16 protein-coding genes and 2 rRNA genes (1 of these 18 running past the window's edge) are annotated in these 19,821 nt (G+C 57.3%); 8 read left to right on the top strand and 10 right to left on the bottom strand.

Annotated elements, in window-relative coordinates:
- The 3 genes from J0G10_RS20945 to mrdA form a co-directional block, all read left to right on the top strand.
- Window positions 1-2,844 (top strand): 23S ribosomal RNA (locus tag J0G10_RS20945); it begins 50 nt to the left of the window's first position.
- A 150-nt stretch (window positions 2,845-2,994) separates the two neighbouring features.
- Window positions 2,995-3,110, top strand: a 5S ribosomal RNA gene (gene rrf, locus J0G10_RS20940).
- A 224-nt stretch (window positions 3,111-3,334) separates the two neighbouring features.
- Window positions 3,335-5,227 carry a penicillin-binding protein 2 gene (mrdA, locus tag J0G10_RS20935; protein WP_034156458.1) on the top strand — a complete coding sequence of 631 codons (1,893 nt, stop codon included), beginning with the start codon at window positions 3,335-3,337 and terminating at the stop codon, window positions 5,225-5,227.
- A 65-nt stretch (window positions 5,228-5,292) separates the two neighbouring features.
- On the opposite strand, the gene J0G10_RS20930 is transcribed toward mrdA, so the two are convergent.
- The 7 genes from J0G10_RS20930 to J0G10_RS20905 all read right to left on the bottom strand — a co-directional run bounded on the left by J0G10_RS20930 (window position 5,293) and on the right by J0G10_RS20905 (window position 9,062).
- Window positions 5,293-5,964, bottom strand: coding sequence for a hypothetical protein (locus J0G10_RS20930; protein WP_220556622.1), 672 nt, complete (start codon window positions 5,962-5,964; stop codon window positions 5,293-5,295).
- 85 nt (window positions 5,965-6,049) lie between these two features.
- Window positions 6,050-6,256: a helix-turn-helix domain-containing protein gene (locus J0G10_RS20925; RefSeq protein WP_007910409.1), complete on the bottom strand. Its 207-nt coding sequence runs from the start codon at window positions 6,254-6,256 to the stop codon at window positions 6,050-6,052.
- Window positions 6,257-6,265: 9 nt separating this feature from the next.
- A complete protein-coding gene (locus tag J0G10_RS20920) occupies window positions 6,266-6,871 on the bottom strand; it encodes a hypothetical protein (protein ID WP_095050453.1) in 606 nt (201 codons plus the stop codon).
- A 308-nt stretch (window positions 6,872-7,179) separates the two neighbouring features.
- Complete coding sequence (locus tag J0G10_RS30055; RefSeq protein WP_245397993.1) at window positions 7,180-7,410, bottom strand: nitroreductase family protein; 231 nt, start codon at window positions 7,408-7,410, stop codon at window positions 7,180-7,182.
- The gene (locus J0G10_RS30050; RefSeq protein WP_245397992.1) at window positions 7,370-7,573 is read right to left on the bottom strand and encodes a nitroreductase family protein; all 204 of its coding nucleotides are present in this window, start codon (window positions 7,571-7,573) and stop codon (window positions 7,370-7,372) included. Before J0G10_RS30050 ends, J0G10_RS30055 begins: the two co-directional genes overlap by 41 nt.
- Before the next feature lie 106 nt (window positions 7,574-7,679).
- Window positions 7,680-8,084, bottom strand: a complete 405-nt coding sequence (locus J0G10_RS20910) for a lysozyme inhibitor LprI family protein (RefSeq protein WP_093433626.1) — start codon at window positions 8,082-8,084, stop codon at window positions 7,680-7,682.
- A gap of 57 nt (window positions 8,085-8,141) precedes the next feature.
- On the bottom strand, window positions 8,142-9,062 hold the full coding sequence (locus J0G10_RS20905) for an ADP-ribosylglycohydrolase family protein (protein ID WP_220556621.1): 921 nt from the start codon (window positions 9,060-9,062) through the stop codon (window positions 8,142-8,144).
- Window positions 9,063-9,258: 196 nt separating this feature from the next.
- Between J0G10_RS20905 and J0G10_RS20900 the strand changes: the two genes are divergently transcribed.
- Window positions 9,259-9,747: an SRPBCC family protein gene (locus tag J0G10_RS20900; protein ID WP_093433632.1), complete on the top strand. Its 489-nt coding sequence runs from the start codon at window positions 9,259-9,261 to the stop codon at window positions 9,745-9,747.
- Window positions 9,748-10,190: 443 nt separating this feature from the next.
- Here J0G10_RS20900 and acnA read toward each other — a convergent pair whose 3' ends face one another.
- Entirely contained in the window at window positions 10,191-12,932 is a 2,742-nt protein-coding gene (gene acnA / locus J0G10_RS20895; RefSeq protein WP_095050456.1) for an aconitate hydratase AcnA, read from the bottom strand.
- A 222-nt stretch (window positions 12,933-13,154) separates the two neighbouring features.
- On the opposite strand from acnA, the gene rlmM reads away from it, so the two are divergent.
- Window positions 13,155-14,228 (top strand): 23S rRNA (cytidine(2498)-2'-O)-methyltransferase RlmM, encoded by a 1,074-nt coding sequence (rlmM, locus tag J0G10_RS20890; RefSeq protein WP_095050457.1) that lies wholly within the window; start codon window positions 13,155-13,157, stop codon window positions 14,226-14,228.
- Window positions 14,229-14,393: 165 nt separating this feature from the next.
- A complete protein-coding gene (gene tusA / locus J0G10_RS20885; protein WP_095050458.1) occupies window positions 14,394-14,642 on the top strand; it encodes a sulfurtransferase TusA in 249 nt (82 codons plus the stop codon).
- A gap of 48 nt (window positions 14,643-14,690) precedes the next feature.
- On the opposite strand, the gene J0G10_RS20880 is transcribed toward tusA, so the two are convergent.
- The gene (locus tag J0G10_RS20880; protein ID WP_095124316.1) at window positions 14,691-16,100 is read right to left on the bottom strand and encodes an MATE family efflux transporter; all 1,410 of its coding nucleotides are present in this window, start codon (window positions 16,098-16,100) and stop codon (window positions 14,691-14,693) included.
- 159 nt (window positions 16,101-16,259) lie between these two features.
- Here J0G10_RS20880 and pdxB point away from each other — a divergent pair, with 159 nt between their 5' ends.
- On the top strand, window positions 16,260-17,402 hold the full coding sequence (gene pdxB, locus J0G10_RS20875) for a 4-phosphoerythronate dehydrogenase PdxB (protein ID WP_095050459.1): 1,143 nt from the start codon (window positions 16,260-16,262) through the stop codon (window positions 17,400-17,402).
- Window positions 17,403-17,571: 169 nt separating this feature from the next.
- On the opposite strand, the gene J0G10_RS20870 is transcribed toward pdxB, so the two are convergent.
- On the bottom strand, window positions 17,572-17,751 hold the full coding sequence (locus J0G10_RS20870) for a PA1571 family protein (RefSeq protein WP_220556620.1): 180 nt from the start codon (window positions 17,749-17,751) through the stop codon (window positions 17,572-17,574).
- Window positions 17,752-18,007: 256 nt separating this feature from the next.
- Between J0G10_RS20870 and J0G10_RS20865 the strand changes: the two genes are divergently transcribed.
- Complete coding sequence (locus J0G10_RS20865; RefSeq protein ID WP_095124317.1) at window positions 18,008-19,813, top strand: ABC transporter transmembrane domain-containing protein; 1,806 nt, start codon at window positions 18,008-18,010, stop codon at window positions 19,811-19,813.
- The last annotated feature ends 8 nt before the right edge of the window (window positions 19,814-19,821 follow it).

Below are 19,821 nucleotides of genomic sequence, written 5' to 3'. Positions count from 1 at the left end.
GAAAGACGTGGTAGCCTGCGAAAAGCTTCGGGGAGTCGGCAAACAGACTTTGATCCGGAGATGTCTGAATGGGGGAACCCAGCCATCATAAGATGGTTATCTTGTACTGAATACATAGGTGCAAGAGGCGAACCAGGGGAACTGAAACATCTAAGTACCCTGAGGAAAAGAAATCAACCGAGATTCCCTTAGTAGTGGCGAGCGAACGGGGACTAGCCCTTAAGTGGCTTTGAGATTAGCGGAACGCTCTGGAAAGTGCGGCCATAGTGGGTGATAGCCCTGTACGCGAAAATCTCTTAGTCATGAAATCGAGTAGGACGGAGCACGAGAAACTTTGTCTGAATATGGGGGGACCATCCTCCAAGGCTAAATACTACTGACTGACCGATAGTGAACTAGTACCGTGAGGGAAAGGCGAAAAGAACCCCGGAGAGGGGAGTGAAATAGATCCTGAAACCGTATGCGTACAAGCAGTGGGAGCAGACTTTGTTCTGTGACTGCGTACCTTTTGTATAATGGGTCAGCGACTTATTTTCAGTGGCGAGCTTAACCGAATAGGGGAGGCGTAGCGAAAGCGAGTCTTAATAGGGCGTCTAGTCGCTGGGAATAGACCCGAAACCGGGCGATCTATCCATGGGCAGGTTGAAGGTTGGGTAACACTAACTGGAGGACCGAACCGACTACCGTTGAAAAGTTAGCGGATGACCTGTGGATCGGAGTGAAAGGCTAATCAAGCTCGGAGATAGCTGGTTCTCCTCGAAAGCTATTTAGGTAGCGCCTCATGTATCACTGTAGGGGGTAGAGCACTGTTTCGGCTAGGGGGTCATCCCGACTTACCAAACCGATGCAAACTCCGAATACCTACAAGTGCCGAGCATGGGAGACACACGGCGGGTGCTAACGTCCGTCGTGAAAAGGGAAACAACCCAGACCGTCAGCTAAGGTCCCAAAGTTATGGTTAAGTGGGAAACGATGTGGGAAGGCTTAGACAGCTAGGAGGTTGGCTTAGAAGCAGCCACCCTTTAAAGAAAGCGTAATAGCTCACTAGTCGAGTCGGCCTGCGCGGAAGATGTAACGGGGCTCAAACCATACACCGAAGCTACGGGTATCATCTTCGGATGATGCGGTAGAGGAGCGTTCTGTAAGCCTGTGAAGGTGAGTTGAGAAGCTTGCTGGAGGTATCAGAAGTGCGAATGCTGACATGAGTAACGACAATGGGTGTGAAAAACACCCACGCCGAAAGACCAAGGTTTCCTGCGCAACGTTAATCGACGCAGGGTTAGTCGGTCCCTAAGGCGAGGCTGAAAAGCGTAGTCGATGGAAAACAGGTTAATATTCCTGTACTTCTGGTTATTGCGATGGAGGGACGGAGAAGGCTAGGCCAGCTTGGCGTTGGTTGTCCAAGTTTAAGGTGGTAGGCTGAGATCTTAGGTAAATCCGGGATCTTAAGGCCGAGAGCTGATGACGAGTGTTCTTTTAGAACACGAAGTGGTTGATGCCATGCTTCCAAGAAAAGCTTCTAAGCTTCAGGTAACCAGGAACCGTACCCCAAACCGACACAGGTGGTTGGGTAGAGAATACCAAGGCGCTTGAGAGAACTCGGGTGAAGGAACTAGGCAAAATGGCACCGTAACTTCGGGAGAAGGTGCGCCGGTGAGGGTGAAGGACTTGCTCCGTAAGCTCATGCCGGTCGAAGATACCAGGCCGCTGCGACTGTTTATTAAAAACACAGCACTCTGCAAACACGAAAGTGGACGTATAGGGTGTGACGCCTGCCCGGTGCCGGAAGGTTAATTGATGGGGTTAGCTAACGCGAAGCTCTTGATCGAAGCCCCGGTAAACGGCGGCCGTAACTATAACGGTCCTAAGGTAGCGAAATTCCTTGTCGGGTAAGTTCCGACCTGCACGAATGGCGTAACGATGGCGGCGCTGTCTCCACCCGAGACTCAGTGAAATTGAAATCGCTGTGAAGATGCAGTGTATCCGCGGCTAGACGGAAAGACCCCGTGAACCTTTACTATAGCTTTGCACTGGACTTTGAATTTGCTTGTGTAGGATAGGTGGGAGGCTTTGAAGCGTGGACGCCAGTTCGCGTGGAGCCATCCTTGAAATACCACCCTGGCAACTTTGAGGTTCTAACTCAGGTCCGTTATCCGGATCGAGGACAGTGTATGGTGGGTAGTTTGACTGGGGCGGTCTCCTCCTAAAGAGTAACGGAGGAGTACGAAGGTGCGCTCAGACCGGTCGGAAATCGGTCGTAGAGTATAAAGGCAAAAGCGCGCTTGACTGCGAGACAGACACGTCGAGCAGGTACGAAAGTAGGTCTTAGTGATCCGGTGGTTCTGTATGGAAGGGCCATCGCTCAACGGATAAAAGGTACTCCGGGGATAACAGGCTGATACCGCCCAAGAGTTCATATCGACGGCGGTGTTTGGCACCTCGATGTCGGCTCATCACATCCTGGGGCTGAAGCCGGTCCCAAGGGTATGGCTGTTCGCCATTTAAAGTGGTACGCGAGCTGGGTTTAGAACGTCGTGAGACAGTTCGGTCCCTATCTGCCGTGGACGTTTGAGATTTGAGAGGGGCTGCTCCTAGTACGAGAGGACCGGAGTGGACGAACCTCTGGTGTTCCGGTTGTCACGCCAGTGGCATTGCCGGGTAGCTATGTTCGGGAAAGATAACCGCTGAAAGCATCTAAGCGGGAAACTTGCCTCAAGATGAGATCTCACTGGAACCTTGAGTTCCCTGAAGGGCCGTCGAAGACTACGACGTTGATAGGTTGGGTGTGTAAGCGCTGTGAGGCGTTGAGCTAACCAATACTAATTGCCCGTGAGGCTTGACCATATAACACCCAAGCAATTTGCGTCGAAAGACCAGATTGCGGTGTGTGAAGACGAAACGAACCGAAAGTTCGATGTTCACAAACACCGAAAGCTATCACATACCCAATTTGCTGAAGCGAGGCCATTTGGCCACGACTCAGTACCCGAATTTCTTGACGACCATAGAGCGTTGGAACCACCTGATCCCATCCCGAACTCAGCAGTGAAACGATGCATCGCCGATGGTAGTGTGGGGTTTCCCCATGTGAGAGTAGGTCATCGTCAAGATTAAATTCCGAAACCCCAATTGCGAAAGCAGTTGGGGTTTTGTTTTGCCCGCGGGAAAGTTTTCACAGGACAACGCTGTCCCAGCTGTCGCAAGAAATGGCCATTGGGGAAAATCCTTCTGAAATGACCGGGCAGTTTTTGGTATGGTGCAGCTCGTTTTTTTTAACGGACTGATGTCATGCCCACGGATCGGCACTCATTTATGTCAAAGAGTTGCTGTAGAAATGCCTGAACCCATCCCGATCAAAGACCACGAAAAAGAGACGCGCCTGGTCAACAAACGGTTGATCGCCTGCGCCTTGTTCGTTTTCGCCATCAGCTGCGCCCTTGTCGTGCGCCTGTACATCCTCCAGGTGGTGGAGTTCGACTACCATTCCACGATCTCCGAAAACAACCGCGTCCACGTACTGCCAATCCCGCCGACACGCGGCTTGATCTACGACCGCAACGGCGTCTTGCTCGCCGATAACCGCCCCAGTTTCAACCTGACCATCACCCGCGAGCGCGCCACCGACGTCAATCAAGAACTGGACGAGGTCATCAACCTCCTGCACTTGCCTGCAGAAGATCGTACAGTCTTCGATAAAGCCATGAAGCAGTCCCGTCACCCGTTTACGCCGGTGACGCTGTTCTATGAGCTGACGGAAGAGCAAATCGCTGTATTGGCCGTCAATGAGTTCCGCCTCCCGGGCCTCGATGTCGAACCCCAGTTCGTCCGGCATTACCCGCTCGGCGCGCATTTCGCCCACTCGATCGGCTACGTCGGGCGGATCAATGAAAAAGAGTCGAAGAGCCTCGACTCGGTCGAATATCGCGGTACGCAATCCATCGGCAAAACCGGCATCGAACGCTTCTACGAGGCGCAATTACACGGCCACGTCGGTTACGAAGAAGTGGAGACCAACGCTCAAGGTCGCGTACTCCGTGTGCTCAAACATACCGACCCGGTCCCGGGCCAGAACATCGTCCTGAGCCTCGATATCAAACTGCAGGAAGCCGCCGAAGCCGCTCTGGGTGATCGTCGTGGTTCAGTGGTAGCGCTCGATCCGTCGACGGGCGAGGTGTTGGCCATGGTTAGCAATCCGAGCTTCGATCCGAATCTATTCGTCACCGGTATCAGCTCCAAGGAATACTCGGCACTGCGAGATTCGATCGACAGGCCGCTGTTCAACCGTGTGCTGCGCGGGCTCTACGCACCGGGCTCGACGATCAAGCCAGAAGTGGCAATCGCCGGCCTCGACGCCGGCGTCGTAACACCGCAGACGCGCGTCTTTGACCCCGGTTATTACCAACTCCCGGACTTCGATCACAAGTACCGCAACTGGAACCACAGTGGCGACGGCTGGGTGGACATGGACGCGGCGATCATGCGTTCCAATGACACCTATTTCTACGACCTTGCGCACAAGCTCGGCATCGATCGCCTGCACGATTACATGGCAATGTTCGGCTTGGGTGAGAAGGTCTCGCTGGACATGTTTGAAGAGTCGCCCGGCCTGATGCCATCGCAAGCGTGGAAGCGCGCGACCCGCCGTCAGGCCTGGTTCCCGGGCGAAACGGTTATCCTTGGCATCGGCCAGGGCTACATGCAGGTCACGCCGCTGCAACTGGCTCAGGCCACGGCATTGATCGCCAACAAAGGTGTATGGAACCGGCCGCACCTGGCCAAGACCGTCGACGGTGTCGCTCCTGTCGACGAACATCCGATGCCGAACATCCTGCTCAAGGATCCGCGAGACTGGGAGCAGGTCAATCACGGTATGCAGATGGTAATGCACGATGCGCGAGGTATCGCGCGTGCGGCCGCGGCCGGTGCGCAATATCGCATCGCTGGCAAGAGTGGTACCGCGCAAGTGGTGGCGATCAAGCAGGGCGAGCGCTACAACCGCGAGAAAACCCTGGAGCGCCATCGTGATAACGCCTTGTTCGTCGGCTTCGCGCCGGCCGAGCATCCGAAGATTGCGATTTCGGTGATGATTGAGAACGGCGAGGCCGGTGGTCGTGTTGCCGGCCCTGTGGTGCGGCAGATCATGGACGCTTGGCTGCTTGATCAGGACGGCCATCTCAAGCCGCAATACGCTGCGCCGACGAAAGCGCCGGGTGACCCGCACGTTTAACCTTCAACAGTTCACAGTAGCGGCTCATGCAAGCTGAACCGCTACCTTGAACTGTCTTGCAAAGACTATTTGCAGCGGTAACCCTCGGGCATCGTGACGGTGTAGTTGCGCTGCACGCGATCCTCGAAGTTCAGGTTCTGCAAGCCTTGTTCCACCAGAAAGGCTTCAACCTTGGTGGATTGGCAGTCTTCGTTATAGGACGACGCGCGAAGCAGGTAGACCGGGCGCTTACTGACTTCGTCGCGGGCAGTGGCAACGAAGGTGCTGAGCGTGGTGTAACCGGTGCGCTCCGAGGTCCCTACCGGTCCATAGGTGGTGTTCGGTTTACTCGTACAGGTCAGTCGGTCGTCTTTTTTCTTTCTGGTCTTGCACACCGTAGAGGTGCTGGTCGGCACTTGCCCATAGTCGGTGGCGGTATAGCGGTAAGTCACCTGTCGACTGCCAATATCGAGACTGACAGTCATTTTTATCGGCGCGTGGTTTTTCGGCAGACTGGCGTCGGTATAGACCTCCTGGAAACCCCTGTCTTTCAGCGCGTTAACCATGTCGCGAAGATAGTAGCGGGCATTAAGAGCGTTTTCGTCGCTGCCACTCGCAGACGTCACCAGCACAGTCGCCTTTCGGTCAAAATGATAGTCCGGATCGGGTGTCGCATTTAGCGCTACGTCCATTTGCGTGGCGCAGCCGCTGATCAACGCTGTCAGTAAAAACAGCGCGCAAAGTAAAAACCGGGTCATGACAAAGCCGCCTTACAAACTAAGGATTGAATAAGAGTTAAACGGTGTGGACTGGCGACAATTAACTTGCACGTCTGCGCAAGGCTCAGTCTTTCTGGTATTCCAGCAAATCGCCTGGCTGGCAATCCAGTGCTGCGCAGAGCTTGTCCAGGGTGGCCATCTTCACGCCCTTGACCTTGCCATTCTTCAGTAATGACAGATTGGCCTCGGTGATGCCCAGCAGGCTGGCCAACTCTTTCGAGCGAATTTTTTGCGTGGCCATGACAACGTCAAGGCGGACGATAATGGTCATTGTATTGTTCTATATGTATTGGCTTTGCTCATCGCTGAGTACTTTTGCATCGCGCATGATAATTGAAAACAAACAGAGCAATACGCCTTTGACAATCTCGTAGGCAGAAGTGGAAGACAGGCCGATCGAGAACTGAAAAATACGATCCCCTGGCGGTAGATCAATAGACAGGGCCAAACCTTGCAAAGTCTCTACCAGTGGGTAGGCGGCCGGAGAAATGATGCAAAGAATCCCCACTCGCCATAGCACCTTGATGTTGCGCTCGGTCCAGGTTTCGCCGCGGGACAAGCGCAGGAAAAACAACCCTGTCAGCCAGAGCACGTAGGTCGAAAGCAGGACGGGCAGGAAATCCAAAACGACGAGCAGCGCAGTGACCAGTGGCGAGAGCCATGTATCGGGGGCAAGCAGGGCACCTTCGACAAACGGGTCAAGTAATTGCGGCGAGTTTTCGGCGAAGGCGTAGAGCAGAGCTGCGAGCATTTCATCCGTTTGGAAGAACCAGATCGAAGCGTTGCCACCGACCTCGGTCACCCCTAAGACCCAGACAAGAATCGCTGCCAGTAATCCGACCCAATGCATGCGCTGCAGTGCCAATCCGTTGTTACGAGTACTCATGAAAAATCCTTGCGGTGTCATTGGGAATGACTAATTCTCGATGTTAAATTATCGAATGGCAATAATAAATTGTTCTTGTTTTGTGAGGGACGTTGTTAGCATCGGACGCAGAGGCCATAGAATGAACCTCAGTTCAATCGATTTGCGGGGATTTCAATGTCGATAGGCTCTCGAGTTCGAAGCAAGTCGAGAGCAGGGGAGGGGCGCGCCCCACGCGGTGAACGCTGATATCGATGACGGGTTCAGCGAATGATTGGAGCGGGGGGGCATGCGCCACAAGCATGCTTCAGTCCCCGCTCTTACAGGTCTTACTTGATCTCGGTAATGAAGTTTTCCCGCGAGCGCCGAACCTTTTTCAAGTTGACCAACCACTCTCCCTCAGTGGCTCTATGCCCCAGCGGCAGAATCACTACACCGCGCAAGTTGCGGGCCGTGAGTCCGAGGATTTCATCGATGGCTGCCGGGTCGAAACCTTCCATCGGTGTCGCGTCGACTTCTTCAAATGCCGCAGCGATCAGAGCCGAGCCAAGACTCTGCATTGGTCACTACGAGCAATTCAAAGGGCCGCAGTCCACTTGATGTCGGCGTTAGCCGTACCACCTCCAGAATGCGCTCGATTTTTTCATCGAACACCGTCCGGGAAGGGTCGTACTTTTTCGTTGCATAGCGCCATTTCAGCAGGTCTGTCAGTGTGCTCGTCATCAAATTCCGTAAAGGTGAAAGATGTTCTCCGCCCCCCACATTTGAAATGCGTTCCAATGTGGGAGCGAGCCTGCTCGCGAAGGATCCTCAAAGCCGCCGCAAAAAATCAGGCCCCAGGCACCGGGCAGCTCATGTCACCTTCTTCACACTTCAAATACTGTTTCAGCGACTCAACCCGCAGCTTGGTCACCCCTGTCAGACAACTGCTGTAAACCCATGGATAAACGCTCCCGCCAGTAACTCCCGACGATGAAAACTTGCACTCGGCATCCCGAAACCCGAGCCACGCCCGCTGCGCGCTGACCAACAGCTTCTTGCCATCCGGGTTGTCCTTCAAGCGCCCGATGATCTGTTGATACACGGTGTTCAACTCTTTGTCCGCCGCTTTGAAGTCTTGCCCGGCGCACTGATTCATCGTCGCTTGATCGCTGGCATTTGCACAGTCCACGGCGGCGTGGGCGAGGGGAGTGAACAGAAAGGGCGTGAGAGCCAGAAGCAGGCGTGGGGACATGGTCAAGTCTCGCTGTATCGAAGATAAGTGCCGAGCAGTGTAGCGGCTGCTTCGCACTTATTCAGGCAGGCGCATTCGGGAGGCGTCGAGCAAACGGTCGGCGATGGCCGCAATCTCTTCACCATCGTGCAGCCTTTCCAGCCAATGTGCAGGAATGCCCCGCACGCCGTAATAGGCGCCGGCCAACTGACCGGTGATCGCAGCGGTGGTATCGGCGTCATCCCCCAGGTTGGCCGCTCGCAAAATGGCCGCTTCGAAGCTGTCCGTCTGGTGAAAGCACCACAGCGCCGCTTCCAGGGACTGCACGCTGTAGCCATTGCCTCTGATGTCCGTCTCGGACAGAACGAGGTATTCGCCATGCGCAATGGCGGCGACCTTGGATTGCGAGAAGCTGGCGAAAGGCAACTGACGCAGTTCTGCTTTGCTTGCGCCTTCAAGCGCTCTGGCAATCAACCCGGCCAACAATTGGCAGCATTCGATGGCTTCAGGTGCTGCGTGGGTGGTTCGCGAACTGTCGGCGGCAAAGCTCTGGATTTTCCGGGCATCGGGAAAGTAGAACAGCACCACCGGCACCAGACGCATCAGCGAACCGTTGCCGGCGCTGTACGGGTCGGTCGAGCCGGCGAAGGGATCAGCGGTTTGTTGATACTGCGCGAGCGCCTGGCTGACGGTCATGCCGACATCGAAACATTCACCGGTCGAACTGAGGTAACCCCATTGCCACCAGTTGAGGTAGCGCCCCATCTGATCGGCAGCGTTGAATCCATTCTTGTTCAGCAGGCTTTCTGCCAGACAGAGGGCCATGGAAGTGTCATCGGTCCACTGCCCTGGCTTGAGGTGGAACGGGCCACCGCCGACCATATCGGTCAATGGTGGGAATGATCCCCGTGGTTTGAACTCAACCGTAGTACCGACAGCGTCGCCGCACGCAAGACCGAGCAGGGCTCCGCGGTAACGTTCAGCGAGGGATGGCGGCATGATTCGTCCTTGTAGATTCAAATTCGCTGGAGAAGGTAACAGTTTCGTTGGGCGGAGGGTGCCTGGATCCATCACAGCAACGGTCAAAAAGTGCAGCTTGATGTGTCTTTGCTGATGAATGACTGCACCGCCTTGATACAACTTCACATTGGACATGTGGTCATACAGGCCTAGTGTTCAAAACAGGAGGTGACGTATGAAACCAGTACCCAATAGTTTCGAACGCAAAATCACGCTCAAGGCGCCGCGTTCGCATGTCTGGCGTGCATTGGTCGATGCCGAGGCGTTTGGCCAGTGGTTTGGGGTGGCGCTGGAGGGCAGGCGTTTTATTGCCGGTGAATGGACGCAAGGGCAGGTCACGTATCCGGGTTATGAACACGTGTTGTGGAACGTGCTGATCGAGCGGGTCGAGCCGCAGCAGTTGTTTTCGTTTCGCTGGCATCCGTATGCGGTCAATCCGAAGATCGACTATTCACAGGAGCCGACTACGCTGGTCAGGTTCGAGCTGGAAGACTTCGAGAGCGGTACGTTGCTGAAAGTGTCCGAATCAGGCTTCGCGCACATTCCTGACATTCGCCAGAAAGAGGCGTATTACATGGACAGCCGTGGCTGGGAAGAGCAGTTGAGCCGGCTCGAACAGTTTCTTGCTGAGAGCGCCAAGGCCCGCGAGCGTGACGGTGGTTGAGACCTTCGAATCTTGCCTGAACGACAGCGATAGCCGGCTATGTGCACGGTGGTGCTGGAAGCAGGCCTCAGGGCCGCTGAAAGTCGCTTAGATCGTGGCTTCCATGCTTTCTGCATGACACGGCTAAGGGTTTTCGGAAGGGTTGCTATGGCGAATGTCCTACACGCGCTGGTAGCTTTTACGACTATTGGCGATTGGATCCACCGCGTAATCTACACACATCAACTGAGACACAGGGAGTGTTTCAGGATCAAGGATGATCGACCATTTGCAAGGATCGCTGCCGACAGGGAGTCGATAATGGTCTTGGGAAAAACCCGCTTCGGCGGGTTTTTTTTCGCCTGTATGTAGGAGCTGCCGCAGGCTGCGATCTTTTGACTTTGGCTTTTAAAAGCAAGATCAAAAGATCGCAGCCTGCGGCAGCTCCTACTTTGGTTTGTGCGTTACGAGGCGATCAATTGGCGCAGGACGTAATGCAGAATCCCGCCCGACTTGAAGTACTCCACCTCATTCAACGTATCGATCCGGCACAACACCTCGATCTTCTCCTGGCGCCCGTCCTCACGGGTGATCAGCAGCGGCAGATTCATCCGCGGTATCAGCTCGACGCCGGTCAGACCCTGGATTTCAAAGGTTTCCTTGCCGGTGAGATTGAGGCTCTTGCGGTTCTGATCAAGCTTGAACTGCAGCGGCAATACGCCCATGCCCACCAGATTGGAACGGTGAATTCGCTCGAAGCTTTCCGCGATCACCGCTTTGACTCCCAGCAGATTGGTGCCTTTGGCCGCCCAGTCACGGCTGGACCCGGTGCCATATTCTTGCCCGGCAACCACAACCAGCGGCGTTCCCGAAGCCTGATACTTCATCGCCGCGTCGTAGATCGCCAGTTTTTCGCCGGTCGGAATGTAGATCGTGTTGCCACCTTCTTCACCGCCGAGCATTTCGTTGCGAATACGGATGTTGGCGAAGGTGCCGCGCATCATCACTTCATGATTGCCACGCCGTGAACCGTAAGAATTGAAGTCCCGTGGCTCCACGCCTTTTTCGCGCAAATAACGCCCGGCCGGGCTGTCGGCCTTGATGTTGCCGGCGGGGGAGATATGGTCGGTGGTCACCGAATCACCCAGCAGGGCCAGCACCCGTGCACCTTTGACATCCTTGATTTCAGGCAACGGGCCGGAAATGTCGTCGAAAAATGGCGGATGCTGGATGTAAGTCGAATCGTCTTGCCACACATACGTCGCCGCTTGCGGCACTTCAATGGCTTGCCACTGTTCATCACCGGCGAACACTTCGGCGTATTCCTTATGGAACATTGCCGTACTGACCTGATTGACCGCGTCGGCGATCTCTTTGCTGGTTGGCCAGATATCGCGCAGGTACACCGGATTGCCTTGCTGATCTTCGCCCAGCGGTTCGCTGCTGATGTCGCTGCGCACGCTGCCGGCCAGGGCGTAGGCGACCACGAGCGGCGGTGAGGCCAGCCAGTTGGTTTTCACCAATGGATGCACGCGGCCTTCGAAGTTGCGGTTGCCGGAGAGCACCGAAGCGACGGTGAGATCAGCTTTCTGGATGGCTTTCTCGATCGGTTCCGGCAGCGGCCCGGAGTTGCCGATGCAAGTGGTGCAGCCATAGCCGACCAGGGAAAAGCCGAGCTGATCTAGGTATTGCGTCAACCCCGCAGCCTTGTAGTAGTCGGTGACCACTTTCGAACCCGGTGCCAGCGAACTCTTCACCCAAGGTTTGCGGGTCAGGCCTTTCTCCACCGCTTTTTTCGCCAGGAGGCCGGCGGCCATCATCACGCTCGGGTTCGAGGTGTTGGTGCAGGACGTGATCGCGGCGATGACCACGGCGCCGTTTTTCAGGCGATAAGTGTGGCCTTCATATTCATATTCGGTTTCGCCGACCAGATCGGCATTGCCCACCGCGACGCCGCCACCGCCCTCACTTTCCAGACGTCCTTCTTCTTTACTGGTGGGTTTGAATTGCAGATCCATGAAGTCGCTGAACGCTTGTGCGACATTCGGTAGCGAAACGCGATCCTGCGGGCGTTTCGGCCCGGCGAGGCTGGCTTCGACGCTGCCCATGTCCAACGCCAGGCTGTCGGTGAACACCGGTTCCTGACCGGGTAGACGCCACAAGCCTTGAGCCTTGGTGTACGCCTCGACCAGTTTCACCACTTCCGGTGGCCGGCCGGACAGGCGCAGGTATTCCAGCGTTACGTCGTCAACGGGGAAGAAGCCGCACGTCGCGCCATATTCCGGGGCCATGTTGGCGATGGTCGCGCGGTCGGCCAGCGGCAGGTCGGCGAGGCCGTCACCGTAGAACTCGACGAACTTGCCGACCACACCTTTCTTGCGCAGCATTTGCGTGACGGTCAGCACCAGGTCGGTAGCGGTGATGCCTTCCTTGAGCTTGCCGGTCAGTTTGAAACCGATCACTTCTGGAATCAGCATCGACACCGGTTGCCCGAGCATCGCCGCTTCCGCCTCAATCCCGCCGACGCCCCAGCCGAGCACGCCGAGACCATTGATCATGGTGGTGTGCGAGTCGGTGCCGACCAGCGTGTCGGGGAACGCGTAGGTGCGGCCGTCCTCATCCTTGGTCCACACCGTGCGGCCGAGGTATTCGAGGTTGACCTGGTGACAGATGCCGGTACCCGGCGGCACCACGCTGAAATTGTCGAAAGCGCTCTGGCCCCAACGCAGGAAGGCGTAACGTTCGCCATTGCGCTGCATTTCGATATCGACGTTCTGCTCGAACGCGCTGGCGGTGGCGAACTTGTCGACCATCACCGAGTGGTCGATCACCAGATCCACCGGCGACAACGGGTTGATTCGCTGCGGATCGCCACCGGCCTTGGCCATCGCCGCACGCATGGCGGCAAGGTCGACCACCGCGGGTACGCCGGTAAAGTCCTGCATCAATACCCGGGCAGGGCGGTACTGGATTTCGCGGTCGGAGCGGCGCTCCTTGAGCCAGGCGGCAAGCGCCTTGAGGTCGGCGCCGGTGACCGTTTTTTCATCTTCCCAGCGCAGCAGGTTTTCCAGCAGGACTTTCAGCGACATGGGCAGCTTGTCGAGGTCGCCCAAGCTTTTGGCGGCATCCGGCAAACTGAAATAGTGGTAGGTCTTGTCATCGATTTGCAGGGTTTTGAGCGTTTTCAGACTATCGAGGGACGGCATTACGATCACTCCTTTGAATCCGCACGGCTACGGATTGAGGGGACGAATAGAGCTTTAAACCTAGCCCTGTTTTAGGTAGCTGGCTAATAACTGGACTCTATGAGCGGAACCAAGGTTCCGACATCGGCTATCATGCGCCGGTTTTCGTGACAGGCTTTGCTTCAACGCAAGGCCTGAGCATCGCGCGGCGGCCGAATGATCGCCCGCTGCCCAGGAGTAAGAATGAACACCCTATTCATGCATTGCCGGCCAGGCTTCGAAGGCGAAGTCTGTTCGGAGATTTCCGACCTCGCCGCGCAACTCAACGTGGCCGGCTACGCCAAGGCCAAAGCGGCTACCGCCTGCGCCGAGTTTGTCTGCACCGAAGAAGACGGCGCCGAGCGCCTGATGCGCGGTCAGCGTTTCGCCGAATTGATCTTCCCGCGCCAATGGGCGCGTGGGGTTTTCATCGATTTGCCTGAAACCGACCGCATCAGCGTGATCCTTGCGCACATGGCCGAATTCCCGGTGTGCGGCAGCCTGTGGCTGGAAGTCGTCGACACCAACGACGGCAAGGAACTGTCGAATTTCTGCAAGAAATTCGAAGGCCCGCTGCGCAAGGCGCTGACCGGCGCCGGCAAACTGGTGGATGACGCCAGCAAACCGCGTCTGCTGCTGACCTTCAAGAGCGGTCGTGAAGTGTTTCTCGGCATGGCCGATGCCGGCAATTCAGCGATGTGGCCGATGGGCATTCCGCGTCTGAAGTTCCCGCGTGAAGCACCGAGCCGTTCGACGCTGAAGCTGGAAGAGGCCTGGCACCACTTTATCCCGCGTGATCAGTGGGAAGATCGCCTGCACAGCGACATGACCGGCGTTGACCTCGGCGCCGCGCCGGGCGGCTGGACCTGGCAACTGGTCAATCGCGGCATGCTGGTGACCGCGATCGACAACGGCCCGATGGCTGAAAGTCTGATGGATACCGGACTGGTTCAGCATTTGATGGCAGACGGTTTCACCTTCAAGCCCAAGCAACCGGTGGACTGGATGGTCTGCGACATCGTCGAGAAGCCGGCGCGCAATGCCGCGATGCTGGAAGAGTGGATCGGCGAAGGGCATTGCCGCGAGGCGGTGGTCAACCTGAAGTTGCCGATGAAGCAGCGTTACGCCGAAGTGAAGCGCTTGCTCGAACGCATTGCCGATGGTTTCAAGGCACGCGGGATCAAGGTCGATATCGGCTGCAAACAGCTGTATCACGACCGCGAAGAAGTGACCTGCCATTTGCGCCGTCACGACACCAAGAAAGCCAAATCCCGCTGATACACCGCAAAACCCCTGTAGGAGCTGCCGCAGGCTGCGATCTTTTGATCTTAAAAAGCAAAGATCGCAGCCTTCGACAGCTCCTACATAGGGTGTGGCGTAACGCCATAGATGACCGAATACCCGGCAATGCGCGACAATGCCGGCCAGTTTCAGGAGTGAATCATGAGTGAAATGATCGATACCCCGGTCGATGGCACCCTCGACGCCACCGGTCTCAATTGCCCGGAGCCGGTGATGATGCTGCACCAGCACATCCGTGACCTGGTGCCCGGCGGCCTGCTCAAAGTGATCGCCACCGACCCGTCGACCAAACGCGATATCCCCAAGTTCTGCGTGTTTCTCGACCATGAACTGGTGAGCCAGCACGAAGACGCCGGTACATATCTGTACTGGATCCGCAAAAAGTCCTGATCAAAGGCAAAAAAAAGACCTGCATCTGCAGGTCTTTTTTATGGGCGATCAACCCGCCGAGCGACTGATCCGAATACGCTTGCGCGCACTGCGCGTCAGGCGAATCGACAGCATCAACGCCGCACAGCTCAAGCCCACGATCAAACCCTGCCACAAACCGCTCGGGCCGCGTGGTTCGCCGAGCCAGTCGGTCAGACCGAGGGCATAGCCCACCGGCAAACCAATGCCCCAATAGGCGAACAGGGTCAGGATCATGGTCACGCGCGTGTCCTGATAGCCACGCAGCGCGCCGGCGGCGGTGACCTGGATCGCGTCGGAAAACTGGAACAGTGCCGAGTACACAATCAGCATCGCCGCGATGTGAATCACTGTCGGGTCAGCGGTGTAGATCGCCGCAATCGGCTCGCGCAGCAACAGCATCATGCTCGCCGACAGGCAGGCGTACGCCAGCGCGGTGCCCATGCCGACACCAGCGGCAAAACGCGCTTCGCGTGGTTCTTCGCGGCCCAGTGCCTGACCGACGCGCACGGTCACCGCCATGCCCAGCGAATACGGAATCATGAACACCAGCGAACTGACGTTGAGGGCAATCTGGTGCCCGGCCACCACGGTGGCGCCAAGACTGCCGATCAGCAGGGCGATCACGGCAAAAATGCTCGACTCGGCAAACACGGCGATACCGATAGGCAGACCAATCGCCAGCAGACGCTTGATCACTGTCCATTGTGGCCAGTCGAAACGGCTGAATATTTCGCTCGAACGATAGGCCGGTGCCCAGCGCTCATAACCGGCCAGCCCCAGCGCCATCACCCACATCACGATGGCCGTGGCCCAACCGCAACCGACGCCGCCCATCGCCGGCACACCGAAATGGCCATAGATGAAGATGTAGTTCAGCGGAATGTTCAGCGCTAGACCGCACAGGCCCAGCACCATGGCAGGACGCGTACGGCCGATGCCGTCACTGGTGCAGCGCAGCACGTGATAGAACGCCACTGCCGGCAGACCACTGGCGATGCCGTGCAGGTATTGCATGCACGGGCCGATCAGCTCTGGATCGACTTTCATCAGGTGCAGTACCGGCTCGGCGGCCACCAGCATCGCGGTGGCGATCAGTCCGACCACCAGCGCCAGCCACAGCGCCTGACGCACGAGCGGGCCGATTTCGCTGTGGGTGCCAGCGCCGAAACGCTGGGCGACTTTCGGCGTGGTTGCCAGCAGAGTGCCGGTCATCAGCAGAAACACCGGCACCCAGATCGAGTTGCCCAGCGCCACCGCTGCCAGATCCTTTGGCCCGACGCGGCCAGCCATCACCGCGTCGACGAAGCCCATGGCCGTAGTCGCCAGTTGCGCGATGATGATCGGCAACGCCAGGGCGAGCAGGTTCTTGAACTCCAGGCGAATCCGCGCGGGGCGAGTGAGGGAGACGGCGACAGGTTGATCAGTTACAGAATTCACGGGAAAAACGTCCACAGCTGTTGATGCGCAAGGCGCCGCATTCTACGCCGCTGACGCCTTGGTCAGGAAAAATCCTCTGTTGCGGATTTGTAAGCGCAAAGCCCGCTGGCCCGGCGACCGATCTGCACCTAAACTGCCGATCCGCCTAAGGAGCCCGCCATGCTGATTGTTGCCGACGAAAATATCCCGCTGCTCGATGCCTTTTTTGCCGGTTTCGGCGAGATCCGCCGGGTGCCGGGCCGTTCCATCGACCGTGCGACGGTCGCGCAGGCCGACGTGTTACTCGTGCGCTCGGTGACCAACGTCAACCGCACGTTGCTTGAGGGCAGCAAGGTGCGCTTTGTCGGTACCTGCACGATCGGCACCGATCATCTGGATCTCGACTACTTCAATGAGGCCGGCATCACCTGGTCGAGTGCACCCGGCTGCAATGCCCGAGGCGTGGTCGATTATGTGCTGGGCAGTCTGATGACCCTCGCCGAAATCGAAGGTGTCGATCTCACTCAGCGGACTTATGGTGTCGTCGGCGCCGGTGAGGTGGGAGGGCGCCTGATCAAGGTTCTGAAAGAGTTGGGCTGGAATGTCAAAGTCTGCGATCCGCCGCGTCAGGCTGCCGAGGGCGGCGATTACGTGAGCCTTGAGCAAATCATTGAGCAGTGTGACGTAATCAGTCTGCACACACCGCTGACACGCAGCGGCGTTGGTGCGACTTGGCATCTGTTCGATCAGCAGCGTCTGCAGCAGCTCAAGCCCGGTGCATGGCTGATCAACGCGGCGCGTGGTCCGGTGGTGGATAACGCCGCGCTGCGCGAAGTGCTGCTGGAGCGTGAAGACCTGCAAGCCGTTCTTGATGTCTGGGAGGCCGAGCCTGAGGTTGATGTTGCATTGGCCGAACTTTGCGTACTGGCCACTCCGCACATTGCCGGTTACAGCCTTGATGGCAAACAGCGCGGAACGGCGCAGATCTATCAGGCTTACTGCCAATTCATCGGCCAGCCAGCAAGCATTCAACTCAGTGAGCTGCTACCGGCGCCGTGGTTGTCGCAAGTGACCTTGCATGGCGACAGCGATCCGGCCTGGGCGCTGGCGATGTTGTGTCGTGGCGTGTACGACCCGCGCCGCGATGATGCGGATTTTCGCCGCAGCCTCGTAGGTAATGTCGGCGAGCAGCGGGCGGCGTTCGATGTGTTGCGTAAACAGTATCCGGTGCGGCGCGAGATTGAAGGGCTGAAGGTGCGGATTGAAGGGGATTCGCCGGTGTTGGCGAAGATAGTCGCGGCACTGGGTGCGGTGACTGTCTAGAAACCGGGTCGGCCCCTTCGCGAGCAGGCTCGCTCCCATATGGATCTCGCACTCACTGACGATCTCCTGTGGGAGCGAGCCTGCTCGCGAAAGTCGCGCCAAATGTCCCCGGATCTGCAGGCAGAAAAAACCCGGCCAAAGGGGCCGGGTCAGGAAGACGGTGGCTATATCACTTTTGTTCGGCAGGCTTGACCAATCGCTTCTCCAGCTCGCTGCAGGCTTGCTGGATCATCTCTTCAGTGATCGGTACTTCACGCCCATCCTTATCCAGTATCGAGCAACCCAGAGATTGGCCGGGCTTGGTGCGGATCACTTCAATCTTGTCATCGCTGCTGTGTTGCAAGGACATGGCCTGTCTCCTCATCAGGTTGTATACCCAGATTAAAGCCGCCACGTGACCAGGCTGTGACAGCGCCTTTCGATCCGTCATGAGCGGCCATTCCAGTCCAACAGAAATGACCGTTCGTCTCAACCTTGACGTTAGACCGATAGCAACTATGGCCTAGTCTTTGGGGGCATATTTAACCTGACTCATTGTGATTTACAGAGTTCCACCCCAAAGAAGGTTTACGCTAGCCCTTTCATCAACACGGATGTACACCTGAATGACCCCGAAGCTTTCTTCACGACACCGTCGCGCGCTGCGTCTGACCAGTCGATTCCTGGCCCCTTACCGCTGGCAGGTCATCGCTGCGCTGCTGGCGTTGATCGTTACGGCCGCCGTCACGTTGTCGATGGGGCAGGGGATCAAGCTGTTGGTCGACCGGGGCTTCATGACTCAGTCGCCGCATCAGCTCAACCAGAGCATCGGCATCTTCATGTTGATGGTGCTGGGTCTGGCGGTCGGTACGTTTGCCCGGTTCTACTGGGTGTCGTGGATCGGCGAGCGCTGCGTGGCCGACATCCGCCGCGAGGTGTTCAACCATCTGGTCTATCTCCATCCGGGCTTTTACGAGAACAACCGCAGTTCCGAGATCCAGTCGCGACTGACCGCTGACACGACGCTGCTGCAATCGGTGATCGGCTCGTCGCTGTCGATGTTCCTGCGCAACCTGCTGATGGTCATCGGTGGCGTCATCCTGCTGTTCGTGACCAATGCGAAACTCACCAGCATTGTGGTGATTGCCTTGCCGTTCGTGGTTGCACCGATCCTGATATTCGGCCGGCGCGTGCGCAATCTGTCGCGGTTGAGCCAGGACCGGGTCGCCGATATCGGCAGCTATGTGTCGGAAACCCTCGGCCAGATCAAAACCGTGCAGGCCTACAACCACCAGGTTCAGGACGAGCGACGTTTTGCGACGACGGTCGAGGACGCATTCGACACCGCGCGCAAACGCATCTTTCAGCGTTCGTGGATGATCACCATGGTGATCGTGCTGGTGCTCGGCGCCGTGGCGGTGATGTTGTGGGTCGGAGGCATGGACGTAATCGCCGGGCGCATCACCGGGGGCGAACTGGCGGCGTTTGTCTTTTACAGCCTGATCGTCGGCAGTGCGATTGGCACGTTGAGTGAGGTGATCGGCGAACTGCAGCGCGCGGCCGGGGCCGCCGAACGTATCGCTGAACTGCTGGGTTCGGAAAACATCATCCAGCCGCCCGTTACCGGGCTGGTGACCTTGCCGGAGCGCGTGCGGGGTGAATTGCAATTGCAGGACGTGCGTTTTTCCTACCCTTCGCGTCCGGAAAGCTACGCCGTCAACGGTTTGAATCTGACCATTCGCGCTGGCGAGACACTAGCGCTGGTGGGGCCGTCCGGCGCTGGCAAGTCCACCGTGTACGACTTGCTGTTGCGTTTTTATGATCCGCTGGAAGGGCAGATCCTGATTGATGGCGTGCCTTTGACCAGCCTCGATCCGCTGGACCTGCGCCGTCACTTCGCCCTGGTATCACAATCGCCGGCGCTGTTTTTCGGCAGTGTTGAAGAGAATATTCGTTACGGCAATCCCGGGGCGACGCTGGAGCAGGTCAAGGACGCTGCGAAAATTGCTCATGCCCACGACTTCATCGAGAAAATGCCCAACGGTTACCAGACCCATCTCGGCGATGGTGGCCTCGGTCTTTCCGGTGGCCAGCGTCAGCGTCTGGCCATTGCCCGGGCGTTGCTGGTCGACGCACCGATCCTGCTGCTGGACGAAGCCACCAGCGCCCTTGATGCGCAGAGCGAACACCTGATTCAGGAAGCCCTGCCGAGCCTGATGCAAAACCGCACCACGCTGGTGATCGCGCATCGACTGGCCACGGTGAAAAACGCTGACCGGATTGCGGTAATGGATCAGGGCAAGCTTGTGGCCATTGGCACCCATCAGGAACTGATTGCCAGCAATCCGCTGTATGCGCGGTTGGCAGCGTTGCAGTTCAATGATGGCAAGAGCGCGTCAACGAATCCTGTCACCGATCCTGCCATTCACTAAATAGCCGC

Origin of the sequence: Pseudomonas germanica, assembly GCF_019614655.1 — a bacterium.
In the GTDB taxonomy this organism is placed as follows: Bacteria; Pseudomonadota; Gammaproteobacteria; order Pseudomonadales; family Pseudomonadaceae; genus Aquipseudomonas; species Aquipseudomonas neuropathica.
This window is presented reverse-complemented; position numbering and strand designations above follow the sequence as displayed.